Origin of the sequence: Stutzerimonas sp. S1 (assembly GCF_025966695.1) — a bacterium.
GTDB lineage: Bacteria > Pseudomonadota > Gammaproteobacteria > Pseudomonadales > Pseudomonadaceae > Stutzerimonas.
Genome location: NZ_JAOEIY010000001.1, coordinates 325,469 through 352,462, shown reverse-complemented (window position 1 = coordinate 352,462; position 26,994 = coordinate 325,469). Strand labels below are relative to the sequence as shown.

Below are 26,994 nucleotides of genomic sequence, written 5' to 3'. Positions count from 1 at the left end.
CCGTCACGCTATGACCGATAGTAAAAATGAAGTAACCGCGCCGAAAATCGAGTTCCCCTGCGAGCGTTACCCGATCAAGGTGATCGGCGATGCAGGCGAGGGCTTCCGAGAGACGGTGATCGAAGTGATCCAGCGTCACGCGCCCGATTTCGACGAGGCTACGCTGGTGATGCGCGATAGCCGCAACGGGCGCTTCCTTTCCGTACAGGTACTGATCACCGCCACCGGTGTCGAGCAGTTGCAGGCGATCCACGTCGATCTGCGTGCGACCGGCCGCGTCCACATGGTGCTGTGATGAGCAGCGAAGCCCTCGGCGTACGTGAGCTGGGGCTGGTCGACTACCAGACGGCCTGGCAGGCCATGCAGCGCTTCACCAACCAGCGTGATGCGGAGACAGCCGACCAGATCTGGCTGCTGCAGCATCCCCCGGTATTCACCCAGGGGCAGGCCGGCAAGGCCGAGCACGTGTTGTTCCCAGGCGATATCCCGGTGGTGCAGGTCGACCGCGGTGGCCAGGTGACCTATCACGGCCCGGGCCAGTTGGTCTGCTACCTGCTGATCGATGTGCGCCGCCGCGGACTTGGTGTGCGCGCATTGGTCAGTCATATCGAGCAGAGCCTTATAGACTTGCTCGCCAGCTACGGCATCGCCGCACAGGCCAAGCCTGATGCGCCAGGCGTATACGTCGATAACGCGAAGATTGCCTCACTTGGCTTGCGCATCCGCAATGGCCGCTCCTTCCACGGCCTGGCGCTGAACGTGGACATGGACCTCGAACCTTTCCGGCGCATCAATCCCTGCGGCTATGCGGGGCTGGCGATGACTCAGTTGCGTGACCTGATCGGACCGGTGGACTTCTCTGAAGTGCTTGGTCGGTTACGGGCTCAGCTGGCCCAGCACCTTGGATACGCGCAACAGAAGACCCTCGCGGGCGGAATCGAAAGCATATGAGTAGTGTTGAAACGGGCAAGCGTCCGGCCAAGGTTGAGGCCGGGGTCAAGCTGCGTGGCGCCGAAAAGGTCGCGCGGATTCCGGTGAAGATCATCCCCACCGATGAGCTGCCGAAGAAGCCTGACTGGATCCGTGTGCGTATTCCGGTTTCGCCGGAGGTTGACCAGATCAAGCAGACCTTGCGCAAGCACAAGCTGCATAGCGTCTGCGAGGAGGCCTCCTGCCCTAACCTGGGCGAGTGCTTCTCCAGCGGCACCGCGACCTTCATGATCATGGGCGACATCTGTACGCGACGTTGCCCGTTCTGCGATGTCGGCCATGGTCGACCCAATGCGCTGGATCCTGACGAACCGAAGAATCTGGCACAGGCCATCGCCGACATGCGGCTCAAGTACGTGGTGATCACCTCCGTGGACCGTGACGATCTGCGTGACGGTGGCGCCCAGCATTTCGCCGACTGTCTGCGCGAGATTCGCAAGCTGTCGCCGAACATCCAGTTGGAAACGCTGGTGCCGGATTATCGCGGGCGCATGGAGATCGCCCTCGACATCACCGCCAGCGAGCCGCCAGATGTGTTCAATCACAACCTGGAAACCGTCCCGCGGTTGTACAAGTCTTCCCGCCCTGGTTCGGATTTCGAGTGGTCGCTGGATCTGCTGGAAAACTTCAAGAAGCGCGTGCCGGGCGTACCGACCAAGTCGGGGCTTATGCTTGGGCTTGGCGAGACCGACGAGGAGGTCATCGAGGTAATGCAGCGCATGCGCGAGCATGATATCGATATGCTGACCCTCGGCCAGTACCTGCAACCGTCGCGCAATCACCTGCCGGTCCAGCGGTTCGTCCATCCCGACACCTTCGCCTGGTTTGCCGACGAAGGTATGAAGATGGGCTTCAAGAACATTGCCTCCGGCCCGCTGGTGCGCTCTTCGTACCACGCCGATCAGCAAGCCCACGCCGCCAAGGAATAGCGACTAGCGTTCGGCCCGGGACACAGGGCCGAACGCATGTGGCACTGCCCCACCGCTGCGTCTCCATCGTTTAACTCCCTTCCTTAAACCGCTCGCTGTCATCGCGAGCGGTTTCGTCGTGTCCGTATCTGCAATCGGCGTTGTGGTTGGCAAGAAAATTGCGGCATTTCACCGCATTAGACCTTCGTCTATAGTAGCGCGCGTCTGACATCACAAGGCCGAGGGCCACTGCACATGAACCAACCCCAGTTGAAGAACCTGCTCGATGATCTGGACGCCGCGAAGGTCGAGTGCGACGCCATGAGTCGCCTAGTGGTGACGCGTCTGGCGCGACAGCACATTCCCTATCGGGCGATGCTGGGGGAAGTGGAGCTGGACGGTAAGGTGCTGTCGCCGCATTTCTGGGTCGAGGCGGACGGCTGTGTAATCGACTATCGCGCCCGCCAGCGGCTCGGTGGTGACGAGCGTGTTCCGCATGGAGTGGTCGCGCGCGAGGCTGTGCAGGCTCACTACAAGGGCCAGCAGATCGTGGTCGATCCTCTGCCGGACTACCTGTACGAGGTTGCCGTCAAACATTGAGCGGCTGGCAGCCAGCCGCGCTGGTCAAGCAGTAAAAAGCCCTGCCAATGGCAGGGCTTTTTTGTGCATGTCGGATGTCACCTAGAGGATCACGGCTGGGCGCGGAGCCGGCCTAGGAGTTCCTGGTTGGGGTGGCCGTCCGCTGGCCAGCCCAACTGCTGCTGGAAGCCGCGAATGGCCTTGCGTGTGTTGGCGCCGATGATGCCGTCGGGCTTGCCGGGGTTGAAACCCTGGCGGTCGAGGCGTTCTTGCAGTTCCAGTCGCTCGGAGCGGCTCAATGGCTGTTCGCCGCGTGGCCAGCCTGCGGCGATCTCGCCGCCACCCTGGAAGCGTTCGCCGAGCAACCCGATGGCCAAGGCATAGGCGGATGAATTGTTGTAACGCAAAATGGCGCGGAAGTTGTCCGTCACGAGAAACGCTGGCCCGCGGTGCCCTGCGGGCAGTAGCAGGCTCGCGGTGCGTTCGTCCTGCCCCTGCGGCACGCCGCGCAGGCCCAGACGGCGCCATTCGGCGAGTGGCTTGCGTAGCTCCGCGTCCGCCAGCGCGTAGTCGAACGCCTCGGGCAGGCTGACTTCGAAGCCCCAGGGCTGGCCTTGCTGCCAGCCGGACGCCTGCAGGTAATGAGCAGCCGAGGCCAGAGCATCGGCTGCGCTGTTCCAGATGTCACGACGCCCATCGCCATCGAAATCGACAGCGTGGGTGTTATAGGTCGTTGGGATGAACTGAGTCTGCCCCATCGCGCCGGCCCAGGAGCCACGCATCTGTTCTATGCGGATGTCTCCACTCTGCAGTATCTGCAACGCCGCAATCAGCTGGCTCTTGGCAAATTGCGGGCGGCGACCTTCATGGGCGAGAGTGGCCAGTGAGCGAACCACCGACTTGTCGCCCTGGATCTGACCAAAGCTGCTCTCCAGGCCCCAGATCGCCACCAGCGTTTGGCGATCGACTCCATAGAGTGCCTCGATCCGCTCCAGCGTTGTGCGATGCTCTTTGAGCAATTGTTGCCCGCTGCGCACGCGCTGTGTGGAGAGCGCTCCGTCGAGGTATTGCCAGACGGGGCGAGTGAATTCGGGCTGACTGCGATCAGCGGCAATCACGCCGGGATCTGGGCTGACCCCGGCGAAGGCCTGATCGAACAGCTCGGGGGAAATGCCGGCGGCCAAGGCCTCGCTCCGGAATTGCTCGCGCCATTCGCTAAAACTGAGGTGTGGGGTGGCCTCGACGTCGCTGCCGGCGATTGGAGCGGAAGATTGGCGGCTGTCAGTTAGTGCCGCTTGTGCCAGCGGTTCGGCAGCGCAGGCCACGACCAGGCTAAGCGCCGCACCGGCGACCAGCGAGCGTAGCAGCAGAACGGGAACGAAGGGGTAAAGCATGCAGCAATCTCGGAGTGTGTCGTCGGTCGCAAACCTTAACACGCTTTGCCGGACTTGGCGTTTTAGCCCGCCAGAAGGACCGAAGCCTCCCAGTTGGTGGACTGGGAGGCTTCGCGACGGTAGCTGCCTTTGCCTTTCTTCGGCGTTTCCTGGCGGCTGCGGAACAGCGGTTGCGCCACCAGGCGTTTGGCCTTGTTGGCGTGCTTGCGACTCTTGCTCATGGTGATGCCCTCATGTGGATCGAGCAGGCGAGCGCATCATAGGCGCTGTGCAAAAAATGTCCACTGGTGGTGAGCATTGTGCGCGAGCGTTTCAGGTGTGCTGATAGGGTCAGGCAATACCGAGGCGCTTGCCGGCGAGGTGCAGACATAATTGGGTCAGACCTATCCAGGGGTCCCCTTCGGCCTGCCCCTTGACCTGCGCGTCGATGCGTTGCGCCGCCATGAGCAGCTGATTCCAGCCGGCGACGCTATGGCGCTGCAACGCCTTGGAAACCAGCGGTCGACGCTTGTCCCATACGGGCGGACGCGCCTGGCTGAATGCGCGGTCCAAGGGCGTGCCCTGGCTATGCTGCTGGGCGATATTGGCAAGCAGGCGTACCTCGCGCGCCAGGGCCCAGAGAATCACCGGCGCTTCCACGCCTTCGCCGCGCAGACCGTCGAGCATGTGCAGGGCATGGGCTGCGTGCCCAAGCAGGGCGGCATCGATAAGGCCGAAAACATCGTAACGAGCACTGTCGGCCACTGCCGCCTGCACCGTCGCTGCGCTCACCTGGCCTCCTTCGGCCAGCAGCTTGAGCTTCTCGATTTCCTGAGCAGCGGCCAGCAAGTTGCCCTCGACCCGTGCTGCGATCAGCTCCACCGCTTCCTGGTCGGCCGACAGTCCGGCTTGAGCGAGACGCTGGCGAATCCACTGCGGAAGCTGCGCGGCGTCCACTGGCCAGATCTGCAGGAACTGCACGTCCTTGCCGTCGATCAGAGCCTTCGCCCACTTGGTCTTCTGCGTGCTGCCGTCGAGCTTGGGCAGGCTGACCAGCAACACGGTGTCTTCGGCGGGCCGGGCCAGATATTCCAGCAAGGCCGCCGCTCCTTTGTCGCCCGGCTTGCCGTTGGGGACGCGCAGCTCCAGCAGGCGCTTCTCGGCAAACAGCGAAAGGCTGGCGCCGGCCTCGATCAGCTGGCTCCAGTCGAATCCGCTTTCGGCGTTGAATACCTGGCGCTCGCTGAAGCCTTGCGCACGCGTTGCTGCGCGAATTGCATCGCAGGCTTCCTGGCAGAGCAGGTGCTCGTCACCGCTGACCACATAGACCGGAGCCAGCGGGCCTTGCAGGTGTTTGGCAAGTTGGGCGGGAGTGAGCTTCATAGGGAGGCGCGAGAGGCGCGCTTTGCCGCGCGCCTGTGCGGCTTACTGCATCGGCAGTTCGATCGGCGATTGCTGCGGCTGCGCATCCTGCGCGCGGCGTGCTGCCTCGAGTGCTTCTGCCTCGGCGCGAGCTTTGGCCTCGGCGGCCTGCTGAAGTGCATCGAGTTGCGCGGGGGTGATGCGCTGAATGCGCAGCACCAGTTGCTGGACCAGCTCGCGACGAATTTCCTGGCGCAGCTGGGCGGCTTCCTGGTCGCTACCGATCAGGTTGTTGCTGTCATGCACATAGACTTTCTGCACTTCGATGCTGTCTTCGAGCAGCAGCAGGTTCTGCGGACCACGGAACTGGTAATCGAGGGTACTGGTCAGCTCGTATTCGGCACTGCGTGCCGAGCTGGTGTAGCTGGCGGTTCGCCGACGCTCCGACTCCTTTACCAGATTGAGACTGTAGGGTGCGCCAGCATGCACGTGTACGTCGTTGCTTTCGAGGACCTGCTTGAGCTGCTTGCGCGTCTCGCCGTAGCTGTTGCGCGATTGCAGGTCGAGTTCCTTGAGGCCGAACTCGACGTCGCCGGTGCCGCGCAGCTGGAAGCCACAGGCGCTCAGCAGCAATGTCAGACTCAGCACCACCAGATTCCGTTTGTTCATCTTGTTATCCCCTCGCAGGCCCGGCGCAGGCGCCGGGACCGAATCAGTTAGCGACGATGTTGACCAGCTTGCCCGGCACCACGATGACTTTGCGAATAGTCAGGCCCTCGGTGAAGCGCAGCACGTTCTCGTTGCCGCGGGCGGTGGTCTCCACCTCTTCCCGGCTGGCGCCGGCCGGCACTTCGATCTGGCCGCGCAGTTTGCCGTTGACCTGCACTACTAGGGTCAGGCTGTCCTGCACCAGGGCGGATTCGTCGACGGCAGGCCACTGCGCATCGATGATCGCGCCGCTCTTGCCCAGCTGCTGCCAGAGTTCGTGGCAGATGTGCGGGGTGATCGGCGCCAGCAGCAGGGCGACGGTTTCCAGGCCTTCCTGCAGCAGCGCACGGCCCTGTTCACCGGCGGTCGGCGCCTTTTCCAGCACGTTCATCAGCGTCATGACCTGGGCGATGGCGGTGTTGAACTTGTGGTGCTGGCCGACATCGGTGCTGGCCTGCTTGATCGCCAGATGAATCGCGCGGCGCACGGCCTTCTGTTCGTCGTTCAGTGCGGCCACATCCAGCGCGCCTGGCAGCCCGGCGCTGACATGCGCGTGGGCCAGACGCCAGACGCGGCGCAGGAAGCGGCTGGCGCCCTCGACGCCGGAATCGGACCATTCCAGGCTCATGTCCGGCGGCGAGGCGAACATCATGAACAGGCGGCACGTGTCGGCGCCGTAGGCATCGATCATCGCCTGCGGATCGACGCCGTTGTTCTTCGACTTGGACATCTTCTCGGTGCCGCCGATTTCCACCGGCAGGCCGTCGGTCTTGAGCTTGGCACCGATCACCTTGGCCTTGGCGTCACGCTCGACCTCGACATCGGCCGGGTTGAACCAGTCCTTGCCGCCATTTTCCAGGGTGCGGTAGTAGGTTTCGGCGACCACCATGCCCTGGGTCAGTAGGTTCTTGAACGGCTCGTTCGAGCTGACCAGCCCTTCGTCGCGCATCAGCTTGTGGAAGAAGCGCGCGTAGAGCAGGTGCAGGATGGCGTGCTCGATGCCACCGATGTATTGGTCGACCGGCAGCCAGTGGTTGGCTGCGGCCGGGTCGACCATGCCCTTGTCGTAGTTCGGGCTGGCGTAGCGGGCGAAGTACCAAGACGACTCGACGAAGGTGTCCATGGTGTCGGTTTCGCGCTTGGCCGGTGCACCGCACTTCGGGCAGCTGCATTCGTAGAATTCGGGCATCTTCGCCAGCGGCGAGCCGGCGCCGTCCGGCACCACGTCTTCGGGCAGCACGACCGGCAGCTGGGCTTCCGGCACCGGCACGTCGCCACAGCTGTCGCAATGGATGATCGGGATCGGGCAGCCCCAGTAGCGCTGGCGGCTGATGCCCCAGTCGCGCAGGCGGAACTGGGTGCGCGCCTGGCCGAGGCCCTTCTTCTGCAGCGCCACTTCGATGGCGTCGAAGGCGCCTTCGAAATCCAGGCCGTCGAAGATGCCGGAGTTGATCAGCTGGCCGTGCTCGCCGTAGGCGTCCTGCCAGGGCGCGGGCGTCTCGTCGCCGGCGCTGGTGCGCACCACCGGCTTGATCGGCAGGCCGTACTTGCTGGCGAATTCGAAGTCGCGCTCGTCATGCGCCGGCACGGCCATGACCGCGCCCTCGCCGTAGTTCATCAGTACGTAGTTGGCGACCCAAACCGGCAGCAGCTCGCCGGTCAGCGGATGCTGCACGCGCAGCGAAGTGGCCAGGCCCTTCTTCTCCTGGGTGGCGATGTCGGCTTCGGCGACGCCGCCGCGCTTGCACTCGTCGATGAAGTCCTGCAGCTCGGGGTTGTTTTGCGCCGCCAAGGTAGCCAGCGGATGTTCGGCGGCCACCGCCACGTAGGTGGCGCCCATCAGGGTGTCGGGGCGGGTGGTGAAGACCTTCATCAGCCCTTCGCTGCCGATGCTGGCCACATCGTAGGGGAAGCTGATCTCCATGCCGCGCGACTTGCCGATCCAGTTGCGCTGCATGGTCTTGACCTGTTCCGGCCAGCCGTCCAGCTCGTCCAGACTCTCCAGCAGCTCGTCGGCGTATGCGGTGATCTTGAAGTAGTACATCGGGATCTCGCGCTTCTCGATCAGCGCACCCGAGCGCCAGCCGCGGCCATCGATGACCTGCTCGTTGGCCAGCACGGTCTGGTCGACCGGGTCCCAGTTGACGGTGCCGTTCTTGCGGTAGATCACGCCCTTCTCGAACAGGCGGGTGAACAGCCACTGTTCCCAGCGGTAGTAGTCCGGCTTGCAGGTGGTGACTTCGCGCGACCAGTCGATGGCCAGACCCAGGCTTTTCAGCTGGGCCTTCATGTAGGCGATGTTCTCGTAGGTCCACTTCGCCGGCGCCACCTGGTTCTTCATCGCGGCGTTCTCGGCCGGCATGCCGAAGGCGTCCCAGCCCATGGGCTGCAGCACGTTCTTGCCCTGCATGCGCTGGTAGCGGGCGATCACGTCACCGATGGTGTAGTTGCGCACGTGGCCCATGTGCAGCTTGCCGCTGGGGTAGGGGAACATCGACAGGCAATAGAAGGTGTCCTTGCCGGGCTGTTCGCTTACTTCAAAGGATTTCTGCGAATCCCAGTGGGATTGCGCGGCGGCTTCGATCTCGCGGGGCTGATACTGTTCGTGCATGGCTACTGGCGTTGGGTAGGGGCTGGCTCTCCGCGAATGCGCTGGCGCAGGCTCGGCTGGCAGGTCGGGACGACCTTGTGCAAACGCGACCCGGGTGGCGGACGGAGGCATGGAAGCGCCGTAGCATACATGACCCCCCGCAGCCTAGGGAAACCCGATTTGCCGACTGTGGCGGAGTGCCGTCCGTCGTTGACGGAGTAGGCGGTGAACTCTGAGCTACGCTTTCAATGGGGGCGGGATGAAAGCGAGGTGAATCATGGGTAAAGAGCCCTCAGAAGAAGACAGTCTTTACGGGCGTGTACTGCACCGTCTGTCGCAGGCGCTGGAGGAGGCAGAGCGCGTTGCGGCTGCGGGGGAAGCCGGAGATGCGGAACTGGAAGTCCGTGGACTGACTCCCGCCGAATTTGAACTGATCCGCGCCTATCTGCAGCGCGATTCGCAATGGCTCTCTGGCTGGCATGCTGCCGCCGAAGAACAGGAGCATCTTTCACGGCAAGCGCTGCGGCCTTCGTTGCGCAGCGTCCCGCGTGGCCGTCATGGTGGACGTGGCAAGCACGTGCCGCTGTCATTGCAGCAAACGTTGAGCTGCGCTTTGTGCAATAGCGAGGTGCACTGGCCGGAAGGGCCTGGGCCGGCGATCTGCCCGGTGTGCGGTTCGCAACTGTTGCGCGCGCGCCAGCGGCTGTTTTCCTACCGTCGTCATTGAGTGGCATAGCGAGTGTGGCGTGGGCAACGTAGAGTTGCGCGGTATCGTCACGGGGGTACCGCATGCCGCTTCGCTATATCGTCAAACAACTATTGCTGCCGCCGGGCGGTTTGCTGCTGCTGTTGCTCGCTGCGTGGTGGCTGCGGCGGCGCGCACCACGGCTAGCTGCTTTGTGCTTCATCCTCGGATTTGGCGGCCTGTGGCTGACCAGCCTGCCGGTCACGCTAGAGTGGGCTGCACGCCTGATCGAGCGCGAGGCGGCGCTGCCGGAAGAGCAGTGGCCGGTGCTTGGCGAGCGGGCTGGTGCGATCGTTGTGCTTGGCGCCGGTCGTGAACAGGCCGATCCGGCCTGGGGGGCGGATCAGCCTGGCTACACCGCGCTGGAGCGGCTGCGCTATGCCTCGCGGCTGGCCAAGGTGTCGGGACTGCCGATCCTCACCAGCGGCGGGCTGCATTTTGGCCAGCCGCCGAGCGAAGCGTTGATCGGTGCTCAGGTACTGCAACAGGATTTCGGGGTAGCGACCCGCTGGCTGGAGGAGCGCAGTCGTACCACCTGGGAGAATGCCTTCTATAGCGCTGAGATGCTCAAGGCAGCGGGCATCGAGAGGGTGGTGCTGGTCACCTCGGCCGCGCACATGGTGCGCTCGCGCTGGTGCTTCGAGCAGAACGGCATCGAGGTCGTCGCCGCGCCGGTGGGTTTCATCGGCGTGCCGCACGGGCGGCCATTCGGCGGCTGGCTGCCGGAGGCCAAGGTGGTCTGGCAGAGCAGCCTGTTGCTCAACGAGGCGTTGGGCATGCTGGTCTATCCCCTGCTGTATCGCTGAACACTGGGCCTAGGCTTTGCGCCGAGCCAGCAAGGCCCACGCTAGTAACAGCCCGCACAGGGCGATCAGCGGCCAGGAGCGCCATTGCAGATAGGGTGTCAGTCCCTGCATCGGCGTGACCTCGCCGTACAGCACCGCTTCCTCGAACTGCGGAACCTGCTCGGTGATGCGCCCGTAGGGGTCGATCAGCACGGTGATGCCATTGTTAGTGGCGCGGATCATCCAGCGTCCGGCCTCCAGGGCCCGCATCTGTGCCATCTGCAGGTGCTGCAGCGGGCCGATGGAGCGGCCGAACCAGGCATCGTTGCTCACCGTGAGCAGCAGCTCGCTCTGAGCCGCCAGGCCTGCGGCGAATTCCGGATAGACCACTTCGTAGCAAATATAAGGCGCGATCTGCAGCCCCTTGGCCTGCAGCAATGGCTGGCCCGGTTCGCCGCGGGCGAAATCGGACATCGGCAGGTCGAAGAAGGCGATCAGTCCGCGCAGGACTTCCTGCAGTGGCACGTATTCACCGAACGGCACCAGCTTCTGTTTCAGATAGGTGCCAGCACCTGAGCCGACGGAGGTCAGCCCGTTGTAGTAGCGCAGCTCGCCAGCCGCGTTGGGCTGGCGAACCGGCACGCCAGTGATCAGTGCGGCGTTACGCTGCCGGCTGAAGTCCGCCATCATCTGCAGATAACCTTCGGCGTGCTCCTTGAGAATCGGCACGGCGGTTTCCGGCCAGACGATCAGGTCGGCGCGGCGGCTGCGGAAGGTCATGTCGCGATACAGCAGCAGCTGCATTTCGAGCTTCTTCGGATCCCACTTCATGCTCTGCGCGACGTTGCCCTGTACCGCGGCGACCGTCAGCGGCTGGCCTTTGCTCTGTGTCCAGGCGTGCTGTCCGAGTCCCAATCCGGCGATCCAGGGCGCGGCGAGTAGTGCCAGAGCGGCCGCGAGCTGCATCTTGTGTGTACGCAGATGCGGCAGATTGACCAGCAGCGCGGCACTCAGCGCGATGCAAAAGCTCAGCAGCCAGACGCCACCCAGCGGGGCCAGCCCTGCCAGCGGTCCATGCAGCTGGCTGTAGCCGACATAGAGCCAGGGAAAACCGGTGAGAATCCAGCCGCGCAGGGCGTCGAGTGCCAGCCAGAGTGCGGCGAAGGCCAGCGCGTCGGCCAGCGGCGCCTGCTCGCGCCTGAACCAGCGCGCCCAGAGCCAGCCGAGCAGGGCGAAGAACAGTGCCAGCCCGGCGACGAAGCCAAGAGTCAGCAGCCCGGCCAGCGGCGGCGCAGCTGCACCGAAGTCATGGATGCTGACGTAGACCCAGCTCACGCCGGAGGCGAACAGGCCGAAGCCGTAGCACCAGCCGCGTCCGGCCGCAGCCTTGGGCGCCAGTTGGCGCAGACCGAGGTAGAACAGGGCGATCGACAGCAGGGCCAACGGCCAGAGGTCGAACGGTGCCAGCGCCAGCGTGGTGAGCGCGCCGGCAGCCAGCGCCAGCAGATTGCCCGGCCAGCCGGGGCGGGTGATCCAGAGCATCGGTGTTCCTTGCGGGGACAAATGCGGGGCAGGCTAAGGGGAATCGGGGTGGTGGGGCAAGTCGGGCGCCGAGGGCCGTTACGGCTGGCCCTCGGCGAAGACGACGACCTTAGCTGGCCAGGCGGGTAACGCGCAGCATGTGCACGCGACGACTGTCGGCATTGAGCACGCGGACGCGGAAGCCGTCGATCTCGGTGATCTCGTTGCGCTTGGGCAGATGACCGAAGGTACTCATCACCAGCCCGGCCAGGGTGTCGAACTCGTCGTCAGAGAAGTCGCTGCCGAAGAACTCGTTGAAGTTCTCGATCGGAGTCAGCGCCTTGACCAGGAAGTCGCCGCTGGGCAGTGGGCGGATGTAGCTGTCTTCTTCGACATCGTGCTCGTCCTCGATGTCGCCAACGATCTGCTCGAGCACGTCCTCGATGGTCACCAGTCCGGCGACGCCGCCGTATTCGTCGATGACGATGGCCATGTGGTTGTGGTTGGCGCGAAATTCGCGCAGCAGCACATTGAGGCGTTTGGATTCCGGGACGAAGGTCGCCGGACGCAGCAGGTCCTTGATGTCGAAGCTGTGCTGGTCGTCCTTGAGGATCAGCGGCAGCAGATCCTTGGCCAGCAGTACGCCGATCACTTCGTCGAGGCTCTCGCCAACCACCGGATAGCGGGAGTGCGCAGCCGAAATCACTGCCGGAAGGAACTCCTTTGGCGTCTGGTCGGCACGAATGCTGATCACCTGCGAGCGCGGCACCATGATGTCGCGCACCTGCAGGTCGGCGACCTGGATGGCGCCTTCGACGATGGCCAGCGCCTCGTTGTCGAGCAGCTTGTTCTGATGGGCTTCGCGCAGGATATCCAGCAGGTCCTGCCGCGTTTTCGGCTCATGGGCAAAAGCCTGGGTGAGTTTTTCCAGCCAGGACTTCTGCCCGCTGGTCGATCGATCTTCGCTCATGGTGTGCGACTCAAGAGTCCTTGTCAGTGCCCGTCTCGGGCGAAAGTTCGGCATAGGGGTCGGGATGCCCGAGCTCGGCCAGCAGCTGGCGTTCCAGCTCCTCCATTTCCTCGGCTTCGGCATCCTCGATGTGATCGTAGCCGAGCAGATGCAGGCAGCCGTGGATGACCAGGTGGGCCCAGTGCGCCGCAAGCGGCTTGCCCTGCTCGGCGGCCTCGCGCTCGACCACCGGCACGCAGATCACCAGATCGCCGAGCAGCGGGATGTCGAGAAGTTCGTCTGGCACGTCCGCGGGGAACGACAGGACGTTGGTCGGGTAGTCCTTGTGCCGCCAGGTGCGGTTCAGTTCTCGGCCTTCGTCTTCGTCGACCAGACGAATGGTCAACTCGGAATCGCCGCTGCGCTGGCGCAGCGCCAGCTCGCACCAGCGCTGCAACTCGGCGGCGGCAGGCGCGCTGCCGCTAGTGGCCAGCTGCAGATCCAGCTCAATCATGGCGCTGGTCCTGGGCGGTTCGCTTGGTTGTCTGGGCCTGGCGATCCTCGAACGACTCGTAGGCCTCGACGATGCGCTGTACCAGTGGATGGCGCACCACATCCTTGGGCTGGAAGTGGGTGAAGCTGATGCCATTGACGCCCTTGAGCACCTCGATCACATGCGCCAGGCCGCTCTTGGTGCCGCGTGGCAGGTCGACCTGGGTGATATCGCCGGTGATCACCGCGGTGGAGCCGAAGCCGATGCGGGTGAGGAACATCTTCATCTGTTCCTGGGTGGTGTTCTGGCTCTCGTCGAGGATGATGAAGCTGTTGTTCAGCGTGCGCCCGCGCATGTAGGCCAGCGGCGCGATCTCGATCACCTGTTTCTCGATGAGGCGCGCCACGTTCTCGAAGCCGAGCATCTCGTAGAGGGCGTCGTACAGCGGGCGCAGATAGGGGTCGATCTTCTGCGCCAGGTCACCGGGCAGGAATCCGAGCTTCTCGCCGGCTTCCACCGCCGGGCGCACCAGCAGAATGCGGCGCACCTGCTCACGCTCCAGCGCGTCCACCGCACAGGCCACGGCGAGGTAGGTCTTGCCGGTACCGGCCGGGCCGACGCCGAAGTTGATGTCGTTATCGAGGATGGCCTTGACGTAGCGCTGCTGGTTGGCACCGCGCGGGCGGATCATGCCCTTCTTGGTGCGCAGGGCGACGCCTTGGTGGGCGTTCGGGTTGGCCAGCTCTTCCATCCCGGATTCCTGCAGGTACAGATGCACCATGTCCGGCGACAGTTCGGTGGTCTTGGTCTCCCGGTACAGCCGGCGCAGCAGGTTTTCGGCGGACTTGGCCACGTTGCTCGGGCCGATCAGTTCGAACTGGTTGCCGCGGTTGCGGATTTCCAGCTCCAGGCGCTGTTCGATCAGGCGCAGATGCTCGTCGAACTGGCCGCAGAGATTGGCGAAGCGGCGGGCTTCAAAGGGTTCGAGGGTGAAACGATGAGGTTCTATGGGTGCGTTCAAGGGCTTGTATGTGTGGCCGGTTTCGGCGGATAGGTGAATGAAGAATAGCGCTGCAGGTGCAAAGCGGAAAGCGCGTTCGCCGGTGCACCGCGGCCCCGTTGCATTCACATGGGGGCACGCGGTACGGCTCTCAAGGCAGCAATGTGCCACGTAGTGAGTGGGGCAGAGCATCGTCGATATGCACGTCGACGAACTGACCGATCAGGCGTGGATTGTCGCTGCGGAAGTTGACGATGCGATTGTGCTCGGTTCGGCCCTGCAGCATCCCGGGGTCCTTCTTCGAATAGTCGCTGACCAGAATGCGCTGGGTGGTGCCCACCATCCGCCGACTGTTCTCGAAGCCCTGCTGGTTGATGCGCTGCTGCAGGATTGCCAGGCGTTGCTTCTTCACTTCTTCCGGGGTGTCGTCGGCGAGATCGGCGGCCGGCGTACCGGGGCGCGCGCTGTAGACGAAGGAGTAGGAGAAATCAAAGCCGACGTCTTCGATCAGCTTCATGGTCTGCTCGAAATCCTTGTCGGTCTCGCCGGGGAAGCCGACGATGAAATCCGAGCTGATCAGGATGTCCGGCACCGCCGCCTTCAGCTTGCGGATGCGTGACTTGTATTCCAGTGCAGTGTGGTTGCGCTTCATAGCCGCGAGGATGCGATCGGAGCCGGCCTGCACCGGCAGATGCAGGTACTTCACCAGTTCTGGCACCTCGGCGTGGGCCTGGATCAGTGCATCAGAGAATTCCAACGGATGGCTGGTGGTGTAGCGGATGCGATCGATACCTTCGATAGCGGCGATCACGCGGATCAGCTCGGCGAGGTCGGCGATGCGGCCGTCGTGCGTGGTACCGCGGTACCCGTTGACGTTCTGGCCCAGCAGGGTCACTTCACGCACGCCGTTCTCAGCCAGGTGGATCACCTCGGCCAGCACGTCGTCGAAGGGACGGCTGACTTCCTCCCCGCGGGTATAGGGCACCACGCAGAAGGTGCAGTACTTGCTGCAGCCTTCCATCACCGAGACGAACGCGCTGGGGCCGTCGACGCGCGGCTCGGGCAGGCGGTCGAATTTCTCGATCTCCGGGAAGGAGATGTCGACCTGCGGCTGCCGGGTGGTGCGCGCAGCATCGATCATCTCCGGCAGGCGGTGCAGGGTCTGCGGGCCGAAGACCACATCGACGTAGGGCGCGCGATCGCGGATTGCCGCGCCTTCCTGGCTGGCCACGCAGCCACCGACGCCGATTACCAGCTGTGGGTTGTCCTGCTTCAGTTCACGCCAGCGACCCAGTTGCGAAAAGACCTTCTCCTGGGCTTTCTCGCGGATCGAGCACGTGTTGAGGAGAATCACGTCGGCTTCTGCCGGATTCTCGGTGATTTCCAGAGCTTGGTGTTCACCCAGCAGGTCGACCATGCGCGAGCTGTCGTACTCGTTCATCTGGCAGCCGTGGGTTTCGATGAAAAGCTTGCGGGTCATGTTACGGGCCGGCGTTGTGCAAAAAATGACCGGCGATTATAGGCTCAGGGATAAGCCGATAAAAGCATGGGGGGCGATAAAGGCACGGACGGCTGGCGAAACGGCGCTGAGTGGCCGGGCGCCCCGACTTTTGGAAGCCCGCCCCACCTATGGCTGGAGCGGGTCTCGGTCCTCGGCGGCCTGCAGGTCCTGCAGGTAGTCGCGAAAGATCTGTCCGAGCACCTGGGTGGCGATTTCCAGTTCATCGCGGCGCATCTGCTCGGACACTCGGTCGGCGGTATCGAGGGCATCCTCGTCACCGTTGACCGCGGCCATCTTCAGCACCACGTAGGCCTGCACATTGTTCGCCCGGACACCCTCGCCGCGGAAGAACATCACGCCGAGGCGATGCTGGGCGGCCGCGTGGCCGTGCAGCGAAGCCTGTTCGAACCAGTGGCGGGCCTTGGCCAGATCGCGTGGGGCGCGGCGGCCGTCATAGTAGAACTCGCCCAGCTCGAAGGCCGCCTGCAGATCGCCCTCGCTGGCGGCCTGCTGGCAGGCGCGCAGGGCGGCGGGGAGCTCCTCGGGAACCGTGTTCAGCGCGCAGCGCGCCGTCGCCGGAATCAGCAGCGAATTGCCGCCGGCGTGAGCCAGCAATGGCGAAAGCAGCAGACAGCCCAAAGACAGGATGCGGCCGGTGCGGGTCATCAATCGAGGCGCCTCGAGAAGCAGGGCGATTACGGGTAGCAGACATAAACGCGTCAGCGGTCACATTATGGATAAGTGACCGCAGGCTTACAAAGCCTTTCACCCGCCGTGCCGGCTTTTTATGCGGAAGCGTCGCGGTCGATGCGCGCATTGCCCGGTAGATCGAGCAAAAGCCAGACGAGCAAGGGGCTGGCGAGTGCCAGCAGCAGGGGACGGTAGTCGCTCAGCGGGCTGCTGCCGGCTCCTCCGAACTCCAGCGGCGTGCAGGCGAGCAGCAGGGCGCCGGCAAGAGCGGCGAGCATGGTCGGCCGTCGTTGTGGCCACTGCAGAAAGCCCGCGTAGGTCACCAGCAATGCGCTGCCGAGCACCAGCCCGAGCGCGTAGGGTGCGCTCCAGCCGAGTTGCCGTGCCAGCTCGAAGAACGCGCACAGGCCAAGCAGCACGCGGCCCCAGGTCGGCCGGCTCCACGCCCAGCTCCGGCCGAGGGTCAGTGCTGCCAGCGCGATCAGCGGCAGACCCAGCAACAGGGTGGCGCGCTCCAGCCAGCGCTGCGCCTCCCCAGCATCGAAATCGAGCTGACTGGCGAGCAGGCAGACGCCGCTGCCGGCAGCGAGCGCAAAGCCGAGCAGGGCGCAGAATAGCGCCGGCTGGTCGGCGTCGCCGTAATGCCGTCGCGCACGACCGATGCAGACGGCACTGGTCGCGGCGCTCGTGCTCAACAGGAGGGCCTGCAGCAGCTCCAGCACCGGGCTCATTTCAGCTGGGCAAAGGCACGCTCGGCCGCATCCAGGGTGATGTTGAGCTCGGCCTCGCCGTGGGCGATGGAGGTGAACCCGGCCTCGAATGCACTGGGCGCCAGGTAGACGCCGCCGTCCAGCATCAGGTGGAAGAAGCGCTTGAAGCGCTCGGCGTCGCTGGCCATCACGTCGGCGAAGGTGACGATGTCGTCGGCGCCGCTGAAATACAGGCCGAACATGCCACCGACCTGAGTGGTGACGAAGGGGATGCCGGCGGCATCGGCGCGATCCTGCAGTCCCTGCAGCATACGGCTGGTGTAATCGGTCAGCTCGGCGTGAAAGCCCGGGCGGCTGATCAGCTTCAGCGTGGTCAGGCCGGCGGCCATTGCCAGTGGGTTACCCGACAGCGTACCGGCCTGGTAGACCGGGCCGAGCGGAGCGACGCATTCCATGATTGCGCGCTTGCCGCCGAAGCAGCCGACCGGCATGCCGCCACCGATGATCTTGCCGAAGGTGGACAGGTCCGGCGTCACGCCGAAATGCGCTTGCGCACCGCCGAGGGCGACGCGGAAGCCGGTCATCACCTCGTCGAAGATCAGTACCACGCCGTGCTCGTCACACAGGCGACGCAGGCCTGCGAGGAAGCCCGGTGCCGGCGGCACGCAGTTCATGTTGCCGGCTACCGGCTCGACGATGATGCAGGCGACCTGCTCGCCCTTCTCCTTCAGCGTGGATTCGACTTCGGCGAGGTCGTTGTAGGCCAGGGTCAGGGTGTGCTTGGCGAAGTCCGCCGGCACGCCGGCCGAGCTTGGCACGCCCTGGGTCAGCGCACCGGAGCCAGCCTTGACCAGCAGGCTGTCGGAGTGGCCGTGGTAGCAGCCCTCGAACTTGATGATCGCGTCACGGCCGGTGTAGCCACGGGCCAGACGGATCGCGCTCATGGTCGCTTCGGTGCCGGAGCTGACCATGCGCACCATCTCCATCGACGGCACCAGGCTGCAGACCAGTTCGGCCATCTGGGTTTCCATCGCCGTCGGCGCGCCATAGGACAGTCCGTGGTCGAGCTGACGGCGCACCGCATCAAGCACTTCGGGATGGCTGTGGCCAAGGATCATCGGGCCCCAGGAGCCGACATAGTCGACATAGCGCTTGTCGTCCTCATCGATCACATAGGCGCCTTCGGCGTGCTTGAGAAACAGCGGAGTGCCACCGACGCTGCGGAAAGCGCGCACCGGCGAGTTGACGCCACCGGGGATGTGGGTCTGGGCACTGGCGAAGAGGGTTTCGGAACGGGACATGCGGGGCCTCGCGATACGTGGGGCGGACCGACGCAGTGCGGCCGCCTGGGCGGGAGTCAGGGGTTGCTGAATAGTCGAGTGAAGGCTTCGGCGCGGCGCTGCACTTCGGCAGCGGTTTCGGCGGCGAACAGCGCGTGGATCACCGCGATCAGACTGGCGCCACCGGCAATCAGTTGCGGCGCCGTCTCCAGCGTGATGCCGCCGATGGCGACGATCGGCTGGCTGAAACGACTGCGCGCCTGCTGCAGTAATTCGATGCTGGCCGCTGGTGCGCCAGGCTTGGTGTTTGAGTTGAAGAAGCGGCCGAAGGCGATATAGCTCGCGCCCTCGGTGACGGCCTGCTCAGCGAGTGGCAGTTGTGCATGGCAGGTGGCGCCGATGATTGCCTGGCGCCCAAGCAGCGCGCGGGCGGCGGATAACGAACCGTCCTCCTGGCCCAGATGCAGGCCCACGCTCAGGCGCGCGGCCAGCTCGGCGTCGTCATTGATGATCAATTGCGCGCCGTGGCGTTCGCAGAGGTCACGCAATGCCGCGGCTTCGCGCAGGCGGCGGGTATCGTCGCCGGATTTATCACGGTACTGCAGCAGCCGCGCGCCGCCTTGCAACGCCGCTTCGACATAGGGCAGCAGACGACCGTCGGCCAGCAACTGGCTGTCGGTGATCGCGTAAAGGCCGCGGAGCTGGGTGGATTCCTTCATGCGCAGCACTCCTGTCAGGCCAGATCCAGCGGCAGGCGTCGGGGGATGTACTGTCCGTGTCCAGGTGCCTCGGCGTCGCGCAGGGTGCGCCAGGTGTAGTCGAGTGCCGATCGTACGGCGCTGGTCAATTCCTCGCCGAGTGCCAGGCGCCCGGCGAGCGTGCTGGCCAGCGTGCAGCCGGAGCCGTGATAGCTGCCCGGCAGGCGCGCGCAGGTGAAGTCGTGACGGCTGCCGTCGCGACAGTAGAGGCGGTTGTGCACCTCGCGCTCGTCGCCGTGGCCGCCGGTGATCAGCAGATGGCGGATATGCGGCAGCAGGCGTTCGGCACATTCATCGGCGCTGCCTTGCGGCAGTTCGGCGAGAATGCGTGCTTCCGGCAGATTGGGCGTGGCGATGGTGGATACCGGGAACAGGCGCTCGCGCATGGCGTAGCCGACATCGTCCTTGCCCAGCGCGCCGCCGCCACCGGCCCGCAGCACCGGATCGCAGACCAGTGGTACGCCAGGCAGCTTGGCCATGATCTCCAGTACCGTCTCGACCATTTCCACCGAGCCGAGCATGCCCAGCTTGACGGCGGCGATCGGCACGTCGGCGATCACCGCCTCGGCCTGGGCAAGCACCCAGGCACGGTCGAGAACACGGAAATCGCTGACGTCGACGGTATCCTGCACGGTCAGCGCGGTGACTGTCGGGGCGGCGTGGCAACCCTGGGCGAGCAGGGCCTCGATGTCCGCCTGCAGGCCGGCGCCGCCAACGGGGTCATGGCCGGACAGACAGAGGACGATGGGTCTGGAGGTAGGCGTTTTCATGGCGTGCGAGCTTATCACCAAACCGTGTGCGCGGATCATCGCGTCCGCAGGTCGGCGCGCGCGGCTGTCGGTGATGCGATAATCCGGCTGACGCGATTTATCGACCCCGACGGCGCTGTGCTAGATTGATGGCACTTTGCTTTTGACGGACAGCCGCGACGAAGTCCTGGACCGGTGGTTCCAGAGGTGTCTCGACCTGCATTAACGAGGCTTCATGCGGCATTTTCTCCTGTTCATCCTCGCGCTATTGCCGCTGCTGGCAGAGGCTGTCGATTTCGACGAGCATGCCCGGCGCGTCCCGCTGGGCCAGGTCATGGACGTCTATGAGGACCTGCGCGGCCAGGCGCATATCGAAGACGTCAGCACCGCCGACTTCGACGAGCGTTTTCGCCGGCACGCCGCCGCCGTGCTCAATGGCGGCTATTCGCGCTCTGTCTACTGGATACGCGTCGATCTGAACTACCGACCGTCGGCCGCTGGCGGGCCGCAACGCTGGCTGTTGGAGCTGGGCTATCCCCCTCTGGACAGCGTGGAGCTCTACCTGCCCGACCCTGCTGGCGGCTACCGGCTGGCGCGACGCACCGGCGACACCCTGCCGTGGTCCAGCCGCGAGATCGGCCAGGGCAATTACCTGTTCCAGCTCGAGCTGGCGCCGCATCAGCCTCAGCGCCTCTATCTGCGGGTGCAGAGCCAGGGGTCGATCCAGGTGCCGCTGACCCTCTGGAGTCCCCATGCCTATCTGGAAGAGCAATCCGGCCATACCTATGTGCTGGGTATTATCTACGGCGTGCTGCTGGCGATGCTGGTTTACAACCTGTTCATCTACCTGAGCATTCGCGACGTCAGCTACCTGTACTACATCCTCTATATCGCGGCCTTTGGCCTCTACCAGATTTCGGTCAACGGTGCCGGTTTGCAGTATCTGTGGCCCGATCATCCCTGGTGGGCAAATGTCGCCACGCCGCTGTTCATCGGCGCGGCGGGGCTGTTCGGCTGCCAGTTTGCCCGCAGCTTCCTGCGCACCGCGGAGCACAGCCCGTGGGTCGATCGCCTGCTGTTGCTGATGATGGGGCTCTGTTCGCTGGTGATACTGCTGGCGCTGCTCACCGATTACGGTGTGTCGCTACGCCTGGCGACGATCATGGCGTTGCTGTTCACCCTGGCGATCTTCGCCGCGGGTATCGCTGCCTGGCTGCGCAAGATGCGCATGGCGCGTTACTTCATCATCGCCTGGAGCGCGCTGCTGATCGGCGGGCAGATCAACACGCTGATGGTGCTCGGCTACCTGCCACACATGTTCCTCACCATGTACGCCAGCCAGATCGGCGCGGCGCTGGAGGTGGTGCTGTTGTCGATGGCGCTGGCCGACCGCATCAACGTGCTCAAGGACGAGCGCGCCAGCATCCTCGAGGCTTCCCGCGCCGAACTGGAGCAGCTCAATAGCGAACTGGCGGAAAGCAACCGGCTGAAAGACGAGTTTCTCTCCAGCATCAGCCATGAGCTGCGCACGCCGATGATGGGCGTGATGGGAGCGCTGGAGCTGTTGCCATCGTCGGAGACGCCCGCGGAGCGCCAGCAATACCTGCGCATTGCCACCGACTCGTCGCGCGACATGCTGCGTCTGGTAAACAACATCCTGGTGCTCAGCGAGCTGCGTGCCGGTAAACAGCAGCCGGATTGGGCACCGTTCAGCCTGCGCGAACTGACCGACGCCCTGCAGCAGCGTTTCGCACCGCGGGCCGATGGCAAGGGGCTGGATTTCTCCGTCGAACTCGACGGGCCGCTGCCGGACCTGGTGCACGGTGATGCCGAGAAGCTCGAGCAGATCATCGGTCACCTGCTGGACAATGCCATCAAGTTCACTCGCCAGGGCAGCGTCACCCTGCGCATCAGTCAGGCGGGACCGGCGACGCTGCAGCTGCCCCTGCAGTTCGAGGTGATCGATACCGGTATCGGCTTCGGTGCCTCCGACGACGATTCGCTGTACGAGCAGTTCCGGCAGCTCGATGCGTCCCTGACGCGGCGCTACGGCGGACTCGGTATCGGTCTGGCCATCAGCCAGCGGCTGGCGGTGCTGCTCGACGGTCAGCTCGATCATCGCTCGCGGCCGGGCCATGGCAGTCGTTTCCGCCTGCGCCTGACGGTGGGCCTGTTGACGCACAGCCCCCTCGGCCGCGATCTGTCCTCCCGTACCGTCACGCCTGGTCCGATTGCCTGAGGCGCGGCCCTTTTGGCCGATACCCCGCTTCAGCGGCCACCAGCGCCATGCTTCACTCTTCCCGATACGGCCCCGTGGAGGGGCACCTGTCCCGGCGCGGCTAAGCTTGCTGCAAGCCACGACGGATACGGATCGAGGAGCCCGCGATGAACCTGCACCCCGCCGAAACTCATGAGGTTACCAACCAGGTGCCGCCGCTCGACGGCGCCAATCTCTATCGCATCGACCTGCCGCTGCAACAGTGGGTGCAGCGTTACCAGGCTGGCTGGGCCGGCGCGCGTCTGGATGCCTATGGCGCGCTTGCCGGTGGGCCGCTGATGGCGGCCGGCTTTCTCGCCAACGAGAACAGGCCGGTGTTCAGGAGCCACGACCGCTACGGTCATCGCATCGATGTGGTGGAATTTCATCCGGCCTATCACGAGCTGATGCGCACGGCCATCGAGCATGGCATTCCGTCGCTGCCCTGGAGCGATCCGCAGCCCGGTGCGCAGGTGGCGCGCGCCGCCTTGATGTATCTGCACAATCAGGCCGAAGCGGGCAGCAGCTGCCCGCTGACCATGACTTTTGCCAGCGTGCCGGCGCTGCGTCTGCAGCCCGAGCTGGCCGAGCGCTGGCTGCCGAAGATCCTCAGCCGCGAATACGATCCGCGCAATCTGCCCATGGAGCAGAAGGCCGGCGTCACCATCGGCATGGCCATGACTGAAAAACAGGGTGGCACCGACGTGCGTGCCAACACCACCCGTGCCTATCCGCTCGGCGCTGGTGGGCCGGGAGCAGCCTACGAGCTGGTCGGACACAAATGGTTCTGCTCGGCGCCGATGTGCGATGCCTTCCTCACGCTGGCGCAGACCGACAAGGGGCTGTCCTGCTTCCTCCTGCCACGCCATCGTCCGGACGGCACGCGCAACGCGTTCTACATCCAGCGGCTGAAGAGCAAGCTGGGCAACTGGGCCAACGCCTCCAGCGAGGTGGAGTACCGCGGCGCGCTGGCCTGGATGGTCGGCGAGGAGGGGCGCGGCGTACCGACCATCATCGAAATGGTCGGCATGACCCGCTTCGACTGCATGATCGGCTCCAGCTCGCTGATGCGCCAGGCGCTGACCCAGGCTCTGCATCACTGCACCTACCGCCATGTAGGTGGTCGGGCGCTGATCGAGCAGCCGCTGATGCGCAACGTGCTGGCCGACCTCGCGCTTGAGAGCGAAGCCGCTCTGGCCCTGACCCTGCGCATGGGCCGCGCCCTGGACAATCTGCACGACGAGCGCGAAGCCAGATTCGCCCGGCTGGTCACTGCGGTAGGTAAATACTGGATCTGCAAGCGCGCCCCGGAAATGATCGCCGAGGCCAGCGAATGCCTCGGTGGCGCCGGTTACGTCGAGGAAACCATCCTGCCGCGTCTGTACCGCGAGGCGCCGGTCAACTCCATCTGGGAAGGCTCCGGCAACGTGCAGTGCCTGGACGTGCTGCGTGCGTTGTCGAAGGAGGCCGGTGTGCTCGACGCGCTGTTCGACGAGCTCGGCGATGGCCATGGCGACGCGCGCCTGAAGCTGCATATCGAGCGACTCGGCACGGCGTTGCGCGATCCCGACGATATCCAGTACCGCGCCCGCCAGCTTACCGAGGATATTGCCGTGGCCTTGCAGGCCGGGCTGTTGCTGGAAGCGGGTAATGCTGCAGTCAGTGATGCGTTTATCGCCAGTCGTCTGGAAGGACGGGGGCGAGTTTATGGCACCTTGTCGAAGGGGCTCGATATCCAGGCGCTGCTAAGCCGCAGCGCCCCGTCTTTGGGTTGATTGCTCAACTTTTGCTCAGTGATGCCGAAATGGTGGCAACGAGTGGAGGATTGCGGCATGAGAATTACCTCAAGTGCACAGTTTGGGTTGAGTGCCGAGCGGCATTACACGGCAGGCCGCGAGGTCAACGAGACACTGGACATGCAGCGTGGCGGCCAGCGGTTGCAGATCAGTCGGCATGAGCGCAGCGAAGTGAACAGCTCCAGCCGGGCCGAAGTGCTTCTTGCCCAGGACCGTCCGGTGATCTCGTCGAAACAGCTGGAGAGCCTGGCTGACGGCCTGCCGCAAGCGGCTCCCGCCGCCACGGAGAGCGGCCCACATAGCCTGGATTTCACGCCCGACGAAGAAAGCCTGCGCAAGCTGCGTATGTTGCTGGCGGTGCTGGGGCGCGAGGTTGAAGAGATCGACGCCACCCTCGACAGGCTCTCCGCGGGCCTGGCCATGCCAGCGCCAGCGGCGCCATCTGCAGGCGGCGCCATGCCGCTGGTGGAGCCGACTGGGAATGGCGATTTTCTGAACTACCAGTACAGCGTGCAGGAATGGCGCGGCGAGTCGCTGAGCGTCAGCGCCAGCGGCACGGTCAACACCGCCGACGGGCGCACGATCCAGTACGGGCTCAGTCTCGAAATGCTCAGCGTGCAATACAGCAGCGCCAGCGTTTCGATGCGTGCCGGCGCGGTATTGCAGGACCCGTTGGTGCTCAACCTCGGGGGCGGCCCGGTACGCCTGGATGCCAGCAACCGCGTCGGCTTCGACCTCGATGCCGACGGTGACCGCGACAGCCTGGCCAGTCTTGCCTCCGGCAGCGCCTTCCTGGCGCTGGACCGCAATGGCAATGGTCGTGTCGATGACGGTCGCGAGCTGTTTGGCGCCCTCTCCGGCGATGGCTTCGCCGACCTGAGCGCGTATGACGAGGACGGCAACGGCTTCATTGACGAAGGTGACAGTGTCTTCGAACAACTCCGCCTGTGGCGCCCGGACGCGCAAGGTGCGGGCGGACAGGTTGATCTGCGCTCCGCCGGAGTCGGTGCCATCGGTCTGGCGCGCGCTTATGGTGACTTCGACCTGATTGCCCAGCAGCAACTGGAAGGGCGGGTCAGGAGCACCGGGCTGTTTCTATTTGAAAATGGCCAGGTGGGCAGTGTGCAGCAGGTCGATCTGGCGGTTTGAACGGCGGTAGCGTCATCAGCGGGCGTCGTTGTACAGGGGCTTGCCCACGTTGAGCCGGGACGACGCAGTCCAGGGATTCCGCTGCTGAATAGCGATTCTTATCGCTTCATCGCCAGTCGCCACGACGGTCGCGAGCGGCTCTACCGCACGCCGCTGGCGGGCGGGGCTGGATATCGGCGCGTGACTGGCGCACAGTGCGCCGCAGCTGTATGGCGGTGCTAGCAGGTTCGGACCGGCCGATTTGCTGGTTACTCTTGCCCCGTCTATACCAGCTGTGGGCTTTTTGTCCCGTAGGCTTGCTAGTACCTTCGTATAACAGCCAAACGAGCTGAGGACCCTAGAATGCAGCGAGCGACTACAGTACGGGGTTGCAAGCGCGGCATGATTTTTTGAGGTTCCAACGGATTGAGCGGCAAAAGACATGGGCGTTTTGTCTCCGAACTTGAAGCCGCCGTCTCCATGCCTCGTCAGGCACTAGCGAATTCTTTGCAGAGCCTTCACGGACGAGCATTCGATGAGTTTCAGAGGTGAATTCATGGCAACGGATCTAAACAAGTACATTCGCAACGCGGCGTTTCTCGACAAGGTTGTCCCGGCAGAAGAGGCCGCGTCGTGGATCGAAGACGGCATGACACTGGGCATGAGTGGCTTCACCCTGTTCGGCGAGCCGAAGGTGTTCCCCAAGGCGCTGTCCGAGCGCGGCCAGCGTGAAAAATTCAAGGTCAATCTGTTCACCGGCGCCTCCATGGGACCGGCGGCCGACCAGTCCATGGCCGAAGCCGGCATCATCAACAAGCGCATTCCGTACCAGGGCAACCCGGTCCAGCGCAAGAAGATCAACGCCGGCGAGATTCTCTACATCGACCAGCACCTGTCCCATACCGCGGAGCTGATTCGCCAGGGCGTGCTGCCACAGGTCGACTACGCCATCATCGAAGCGGCGGCCATTACCGAAGACGGCCAGATCATTCCGACTGGTTCGGTGGGTAACTCGCCGATCTTCGTGCAGACCGCCAAGCACGTGATTATCGAGCTGAACACCTCCGCTCCGCGTGAATACGAAGGCATGCACGACATCTACATCCCGGGTCCCGCCGGCGAGAACACTCGCGAAGCCATCCCGGTGTTCGACGTCAGCACCCGTATCGGTACAGTGGGCATTCCGGTCGATCCGGCCAAGGTGCGCGGCATCGTGCTGTCCAGCGAGCCGGATATCCCATCGCCGCTGTTCGAGCCGAACGAAGAAACCCAGAAGATCGCCGACAACCTGCTGGACTTCCTGCGCGCAGAAGTGAAATCCGGCCGCCTGACCAACAGCCTGGCGCCGCTGCAGTCCGGCGTGGGTTCTGTGGCCAACGCCGTGCTGAACGGCATGCGCACCTCCGAGTTCAAGGACCTGGTGGTGGCCTCCGAAGTGCTGCAGGACGGTGTGTTCGACCTGATCGACGCTGGCGTGGTGAAGTTCGCCGCCGGTACCGCGTTCTCCCTGTCCAAGAAGCGCGTGGAAAACCTCGCTTCGGACATGGCCAAGTACGCTGGCAAGGTGGTGTTCCGTCCGCAGGAAATCTCCAACCATCCGGAAGTCATCCGTCGCCTGGGCATCATCTCGTTCAACACCGCGCTGGAAGTGGACATCTACGGCAACGTGAACTCCACCCACGTGAGCGGCACCCACATGATGAACGGTATCGGTGGCTCGGGTGACTTCGCCCGTAACGCCCGCATCACCATCTTCGTGACCGCTTCTACCGCGAAGAATGGCAATGTGTCCTCCGTTGTGCCGTTCGTCACGCACGTGGACCACACCAACCACGATGTCGACGTGATCATCACCGAACAGGGCTATGCCGATCTGCGTGGTCTGGCTCCGGCCGAAGCTGCCCAGCGCATCATCGCCAACTGCATGCACCCGGACTACAAGCAGCAGGCGCTGGATTACCTCGAGGAAGCCAAGACCCGCGGCGGGCACACCCCGCACGTGCTGGAGAAGGCCTTCTCCTGGCACACTCATCTGGCCCAGCACGGCACCATGAAGCTGAACAAGTAATCGTCAGCTGATTGGCGGGACTGGTAGTCGCCCGGGTTTTCGGGCGCTGCCGGA

General features: G+C 64.3%; 25 protein-coding genes. 10 read left to right on the top strand and 15 right to left on the bottom strand.

Translation table 11 applies throughout. From position 1 onward, the window contains the following. The first annotated feature begins 10 nt into the window (after positions 1–10). The 4 genes from N8H22_RS01655 (at position 11) to N8H22_RS01640 (ending at position 2,498) form a co-directional block, all read left to right on the top strand. A complete protein-coding gene (locus N8H22_RS01655; RefSeq protein WP_264588885.1) occupies positions 11–295 on the top strand; it encodes a DUF493 domain-containing protein in 285 nt (94 codons plus the stop codon). Continuing rightward, positions 295–951: a lipoyl(octanoyl) transferase LipB gene (gene lipB / locus N8H22_RS01650; RefSeq protein ID WP_264588884.1), complete on the top strand. Its 657-nt coding sequence runs from the start codon at positions 295–297 to the stop codon at positions 949–951. The genes N8H22_RS01655 and lipB overlap by 1 nt, the downstream gene beginning before the upstream one ends. Further along, on the top strand, positions 948–1,919 hold the full coding sequence (lipA, locus tag N8H22_RS01645; RefSeq protein ID WP_264588883.1) for a lipoyl synthase: 972 nt from the start codon (positions 948–950) through the stop codon (positions 1,917–1,919). The genes lipB and lipA overlap by 4 nt, the downstream gene beginning before the upstream one ends. 234 nt (positions 1,920–2,153) lie before the next feature. Then, entirely contained in the window at positions 2,154–2,498 is a 345-nt protein-coding gene (locus N8H22_RS01640) for a hypothetical protein (RefSeq protein WP_264588882.1), read from the top strand. A gap of 89 nt (positions 2,499–2,587) precedes the next feature. Here N8H22_RS01640 and N8H22_RS01635 read toward each other — a convergent pair whose 3' ends face one another. The 5 genes from N8H22_RS01635 to leuS all read right to left on the bottom strand — a co-directional run bounded on the left by N8H22_RS01635 (position 2,588) and on the right by leuS (position 8,531). Further along, positions 2,588–3,871, bottom strand: a complete 1,284-nt coding sequence (locus N8H22_RS01635) for a lytic murein transglycosylase (RefSeq protein ID WP_264588881.1) — start codon at positions 3,869–3,871, stop codon at positions 2,588–2,590. Between the two features lie 62 nt (positions 3,872–3,933). Further along, positions 3,934–4,092: an alternative ribosome rescue factor ArfA gene (gene arfA / locus N8H22_RS01630; protein ID WP_264588880.1), complete on the bottom strand. Its 159-nt coding sequence runs from the start codon at positions 4,090–4,092 to the stop codon at positions 3,934–3,936. Between the two features lie 109 nt (positions 4,093–4,201). Next, on the bottom strand, positions 4,202–5,233 hold the full coding sequence (holA, locus tag N8H22_RS01625) for a DNA polymerase III subunit delta (protein ID WP_264588879.1): 1,032 nt from the start codon (positions 5,231–5,233) through the stop codon (positions 4,202–4,204). Between the two features lie 42 nt (positions 5,234–5,275). After that, positions 5,276–5,881 (bottom strand): LPS assembly lipoprotein LptE, encoded by a 606-nt coding sequence (gene lptE, locus N8H22_RS01620; protein ID WP_264588878.1) that lies wholly within the window; start codon positions 5,879–5,881, stop codon positions 5,276–5,278. Between the two features lie 43 nt (positions 5,882–5,924). Next, positions 5,925–8,531, bottom strand: coding sequence for a leucine--tRNA ligase (gene leuS / locus N8H22_RS01615; protein WP_264588877.1), 2,607 nt, complete (start codon positions 8,529–8,531; stop codon positions 5,925–5,927). 256 nt (positions 8,532–8,787) lie between these two features. Here leuS and N8H22_RS01610 point away from each other — a divergent pair, with 256 nt between their 5' ends. Both N8H22_RS01610 and N8H22_RS01605 read left to right on the top strand, forming a co-directional pair. Next, entirely contained in the window at positions 8,788–9,237 is a 450-nt protein-coding gene (locus N8H22_RS01610; protein WP_264588876.1) for a hypothetical protein, read from the top strand. Between the two features lie 62 nt (positions 9,238–9,299). Beyond that, entirely contained in the window at positions 9,300–10,061 is a 762-nt protein-coding gene (locus tag N8H22_RS01605; RefSeq protein WP_264588875.1) for a YdcF family protein, read from the top strand. 9 nt (positions 10,062–10,070) lie between these two features. Here N8H22_RS01605 and lnt read toward each other — a convergent pair whose 3' ends face one another. From lnt to N8H22_RS01555, 10 genes are all read right to left on the bottom strand, one after another. Further along, on the bottom strand, positions 10,071–11,582 hold the full coding sequence (gene lnt / locus N8H22_RS01600; protein WP_264588874.1) for an apolipoprotein N-acyltransferase: 1,512 nt from the start codon (positions 11,580–11,582) through the stop codon (positions 10,071–10,073). A 109-nt stretch (positions 11,583–11,691) separates the two neighbouring features. Next, positions 11,692–12,531 (bottom strand): HlyC/CorC family transporter, encoded by an 840-nt coding sequence (locus N8H22_RS01595; protein WP_264588873.1) that lies wholly within the window; start codon positions 12,529–12,531, stop codon positions 11,692–11,694. A gap of 10 nt (positions 12,532–12,541) precedes the next feature. Beyond that, the gene (ybeY, locus tag N8H22_RS01590; RefSeq protein WP_264588872.1) at positions 12,542–13,024 is read right to left on the bottom strand and encodes an rRNA maturation RNase YbeY; all 483 of its coding nucleotides are present in this window, start codon (positions 13,022–13,024) and stop codon (positions 12,542–12,544) included. Continuing rightward, entirely contained in the window at positions 13,017–14,024 is a 1,008-nt protein-coding gene (locus N8H22_RS01585) for a PhoH family protein (protein ID WP_264588871.1), read from the bottom strand. The genes ybeY and N8H22_RS01585 overlap by 8 nt, the downstream gene beginning before the upstream one ends. A 130-nt stretch (positions 14,025–14,154) precedes the next feature. Then, positions 14,155–15,483: a tRNA (N6-isopentenyl adenosine(37)-C2)-methylthiotransferase MiaB gene (gene miaB, locus N8H22_RS01580; protein ID WP_264588870.1), complete on the bottom strand. Its 1,329-nt coding sequence runs from the start codon at positions 15,481–15,483 to the stop codon at positions 14,155–14,157. A 147-nt stretch (positions 15,484–15,630) separates the two neighbouring features. Beyond that, on the bottom strand, positions 15,631–16,170 hold the full coding sequence (locus N8H22_RS01575; protein WP_264588869.1) for a tetratricopeptide repeat protein: 540 nt from the start codon (positions 16,168–16,170) through the stop codon (positions 15,631–15,633). 119 nt (positions 16,171–16,289) lie between these two features. Beyond that, positions 16,290–16,913: a hypothetical protein gene (locus N8H22_RS01570; RefSeq protein WP_264589323.1), complete on the bottom strand. Its 624-nt coding sequence runs from the start codon at positions 16,911–16,913 to the stop codon at positions 16,290–16,292. Between the two features lie 8 nt (positions 16,914–16,921). Beyond that, entirely contained in the window at positions 16,922–18,205 is a 1,284-nt protein-coding gene (gene hemL / locus N8H22_RS01565; RefSeq protein WP_264588868.1) for a glutamate-1-semialdehyde 2,1-aminomutase, read from the bottom strand. A gap of 56 nt (positions 18,206–18,261) precedes the next feature. Next, the gene (gene thiE / locus N8H22_RS01560; RefSeq protein ID WP_264588867.1) at positions 18,262–18,903 is read right to left on the bottom strand and encodes a thiamine phosphate synthase; all 642 of its coding nucleotides are present in this window, start codon (positions 18,901–18,903) and stop codon (positions 18,262–18,264) included. A 14-nt stretch (positions 18,904–18,917) separates the two neighbouring features. Next, positions 18,918–19,712: a bifunctional hydroxymethylpyrimidine kinase/phosphomethylpyrimidine kinase gene (locus N8H22_RS01555; protein WP_264588866.1), complete on the bottom strand. Its 795-nt coding sequence runs from the start codon at positions 19,710–19,712 to the stop codon at positions 18,918–18,920. Between the two features lie 214 nt (positions 19,713–19,926). Here N8H22_RS01555 and N8H22_RS01550 point away from each other — a divergent pair, with 214 nt between their 5' ends. The 4 genes from N8H22_RS01550 to N8H22_RS01535 all read left to right on the top strand — a co-directional run bounded on the left by N8H22_RS01550 (position 19,927) and on the right by N8H22_RS01535 (position 26,940). Continuing rightward, a complete protein-coding gene (locus N8H22_RS01550; protein WP_264588865.1) occupies positions 19,927–21,930 on the top strand; it encodes a hybrid sensor histidine kinase/response regulator in 2,004 nt (667 codons plus the stop codon). A 146-nt stretch (positions 21,931–22,076) separates the two neighbouring features. After that, positions 22,077–23,723 carry an acyl-CoA dehydrogenase family protein gene (locus N8H22_RS01545; RefSeq protein WP_264588864.1) on the top strand — a complete coding sequence of 549 codons (1,647 nt, stop codon included), beginning with the start codon at positions 22,077–22,079 and terminating at the stop codon, positions 23,721–23,723. 57 nt (positions 23,724–23,780) lie between these two features. Beyond that, the gene (locus N8H22_RS01540; protein ID WP_264588863.1) at positions 23,781–24,893 is read left to right on the top strand and encodes a hypothetical protein; all 1,113 of its coding nucleotides are present in this window, start codon (positions 23,781–23,783) and stop codon (positions 24,891–24,893) included. 535 nt (positions 24,894–25,428) lie between these two features. After that, positions 25,429–26,940: a succinate CoA transferase gene (locus N8H22_RS01535; RefSeq protein ID WP_264588862.1), complete on the top strand. Its 1,512-nt coding sequence runs from the start codon at positions 25,429–25,431 to the stop codon at positions 26,938–26,940. Positions 26,941–26,994: the final 54 nt, after the last annotated feature.

Bases quoted from the DNA above. Each gene is read 5' to 3' on its own strand.
- lptE (WP_264588878.1), bottom strand. From the start codon at position 5,881: ATGAACAAACGGAATCTGGTGGTGCTGAGTCTGACATTGCTGCTGAGC.
- thiE (WP_264588867.1), bottom strand. From the start codon at position 18,903: ATGAAGGAATCCACCCAGCTCCGCGGCCTTTACGCGATCACCGACAGC.
- N8H22_RS01575 (WP_264588869.1), bottom strand. From the start codon at position 16,170: ATGACCCGCACCGGCCGCATCCTGTCTTTGGGCTGTCTGCTGCTTTCG.
- N8H22_RS01605 (WP_264588875.1), top strand. From the start codon at position 9,300: ATGCCGCTTCGCTATATCGTCAAACAACTATTGCTGCCGCCGGGCGGT.
- lnt (WP_264588874.1), bottom strand. From the start codon at position 11,582: ATGCTCTGGATCACCCGCCCCGGCTGGCCGGGCAATCTGCTGGCGCTG.
- N8H22_RS01535 (WP_264588862.1), top strand. From the start codon at position 25,429: ATGGCAACGGATCTAAACAAGTACATTCGCAACGCGGCGTTTCTCGAC.
- N8H22_RS01635 (WP_264588881.1), bottom strand. From the start codon at position 3,871: ATGCTTTACCCCTTCGTTCCCGTTCTGCTGCTACGCTCGCTGGTCGCC.
- N8H22_RS01595 (WP_264588873.1), bottom strand. From the start codon at position 12,531: ATGAGCGAAGATCGATCGACCAGCGGGCAGAAGTCCTGGCTGGAAAAA.
- N8H22_RS01550 (WP_264588865.1), top strand. From the start codon at position 19,927: ATGCGGCATTTTCTCCTGTTCATCCTCGCGCTATTGCCGCTGCTGGCA.
- arfA (WP_264588880.1), bottom strand. From the start codon at position 4,092: ATGAGCAAGAGTCGCAAGCACGCCAACAAGGCCAAACGCCTGGTGGCG.
- N8H22_RS01655 (WP_264588885.1), top strand. From the start codon at position 11: ATGACCGATAGTAAAAATGAAGTAACCGCGCCGAAAATCGAGTTCCCC.
- lipB (WP_264588884.1), top strand. From the start codon at position 295: ATGAGCAGCGAAGCCCTCGGCGTACGTGAGCTGGGGCTGGTCGACTAC.
- N8H22_RS01610 (WP_264588876.1), top strand. From the start codon at position 8,788: ATGGGTAAAGAGCCCTCAGAAGAAGACAGTCTTTACGGGCGTGTACTG.
- N8H22_RS01555 (WP_264588866.1), bottom strand. From the start codon at position 19,712: ATGAAAACGCCTACCTCCAGACCCATCGTCCTCTGTCTGTCCGGCCAT.
- N8H22_RS01640 (WP_264588882.1), top strand. From the start codon at position 2,154: ATGAACCAACCCCAGTTGAAGAACCTGCTCGATGATCTGGACGCCGCG.
- miaB (WP_264588870.1), bottom strand. From the start codon at position 15,483: ATGACCCGCAAGCTTTTCATCGAAACCCACGGCTGCCAGATGAACGAG.
- N8H22_RS01545 (WP_264588864.1), top strand. From the start codon at position 22,077: ATGAACCTGCACCCCGCCGAAACTCATGAGGTTACCAACCAGGTGCCG.
- hemL (WP_264588868.1), bottom strand. From the start codon at position 18,205: ATGTCCCGTTCCGAAACCCTCTTCGCCAGTGCCCAGACCCACATCCCC.
- leuS (WP_264588877.1), bottom strand. From the start codon at position 8,531: ATGCACGAACAGTATCAGCCCCGCGAGATCGAAGCCGCCGCGCAATCC.
- N8H22_RS01540 (WP_264588863.1), top strand. From the start codon at position 23,781: ATGAGAATTACCTCAAGTGCACAGTTTGGGTTGAGTGCCGAGCGGCAT.
- holA (WP_264588879.1), bottom strand. From the start codon at position 5,233: ATGAAGCTCACTCCCGCCCAACTTGCCAAACACCTGCAAGGCCCGCTG.
- ybeY (WP_264588872.1), bottom strand. From the start codon at position 13,024: ATGATTGAGCTGGATCTGCAGCTGGCCACTAGCGGCAGCGCGCCTGCC.
- lipA (WP_264588883.1), top strand. From the start codon at position 948: ATGAGTAGTGTTGAAACGGGCAAGCGTCCGGCCAAGGTTGAGGCCGGG.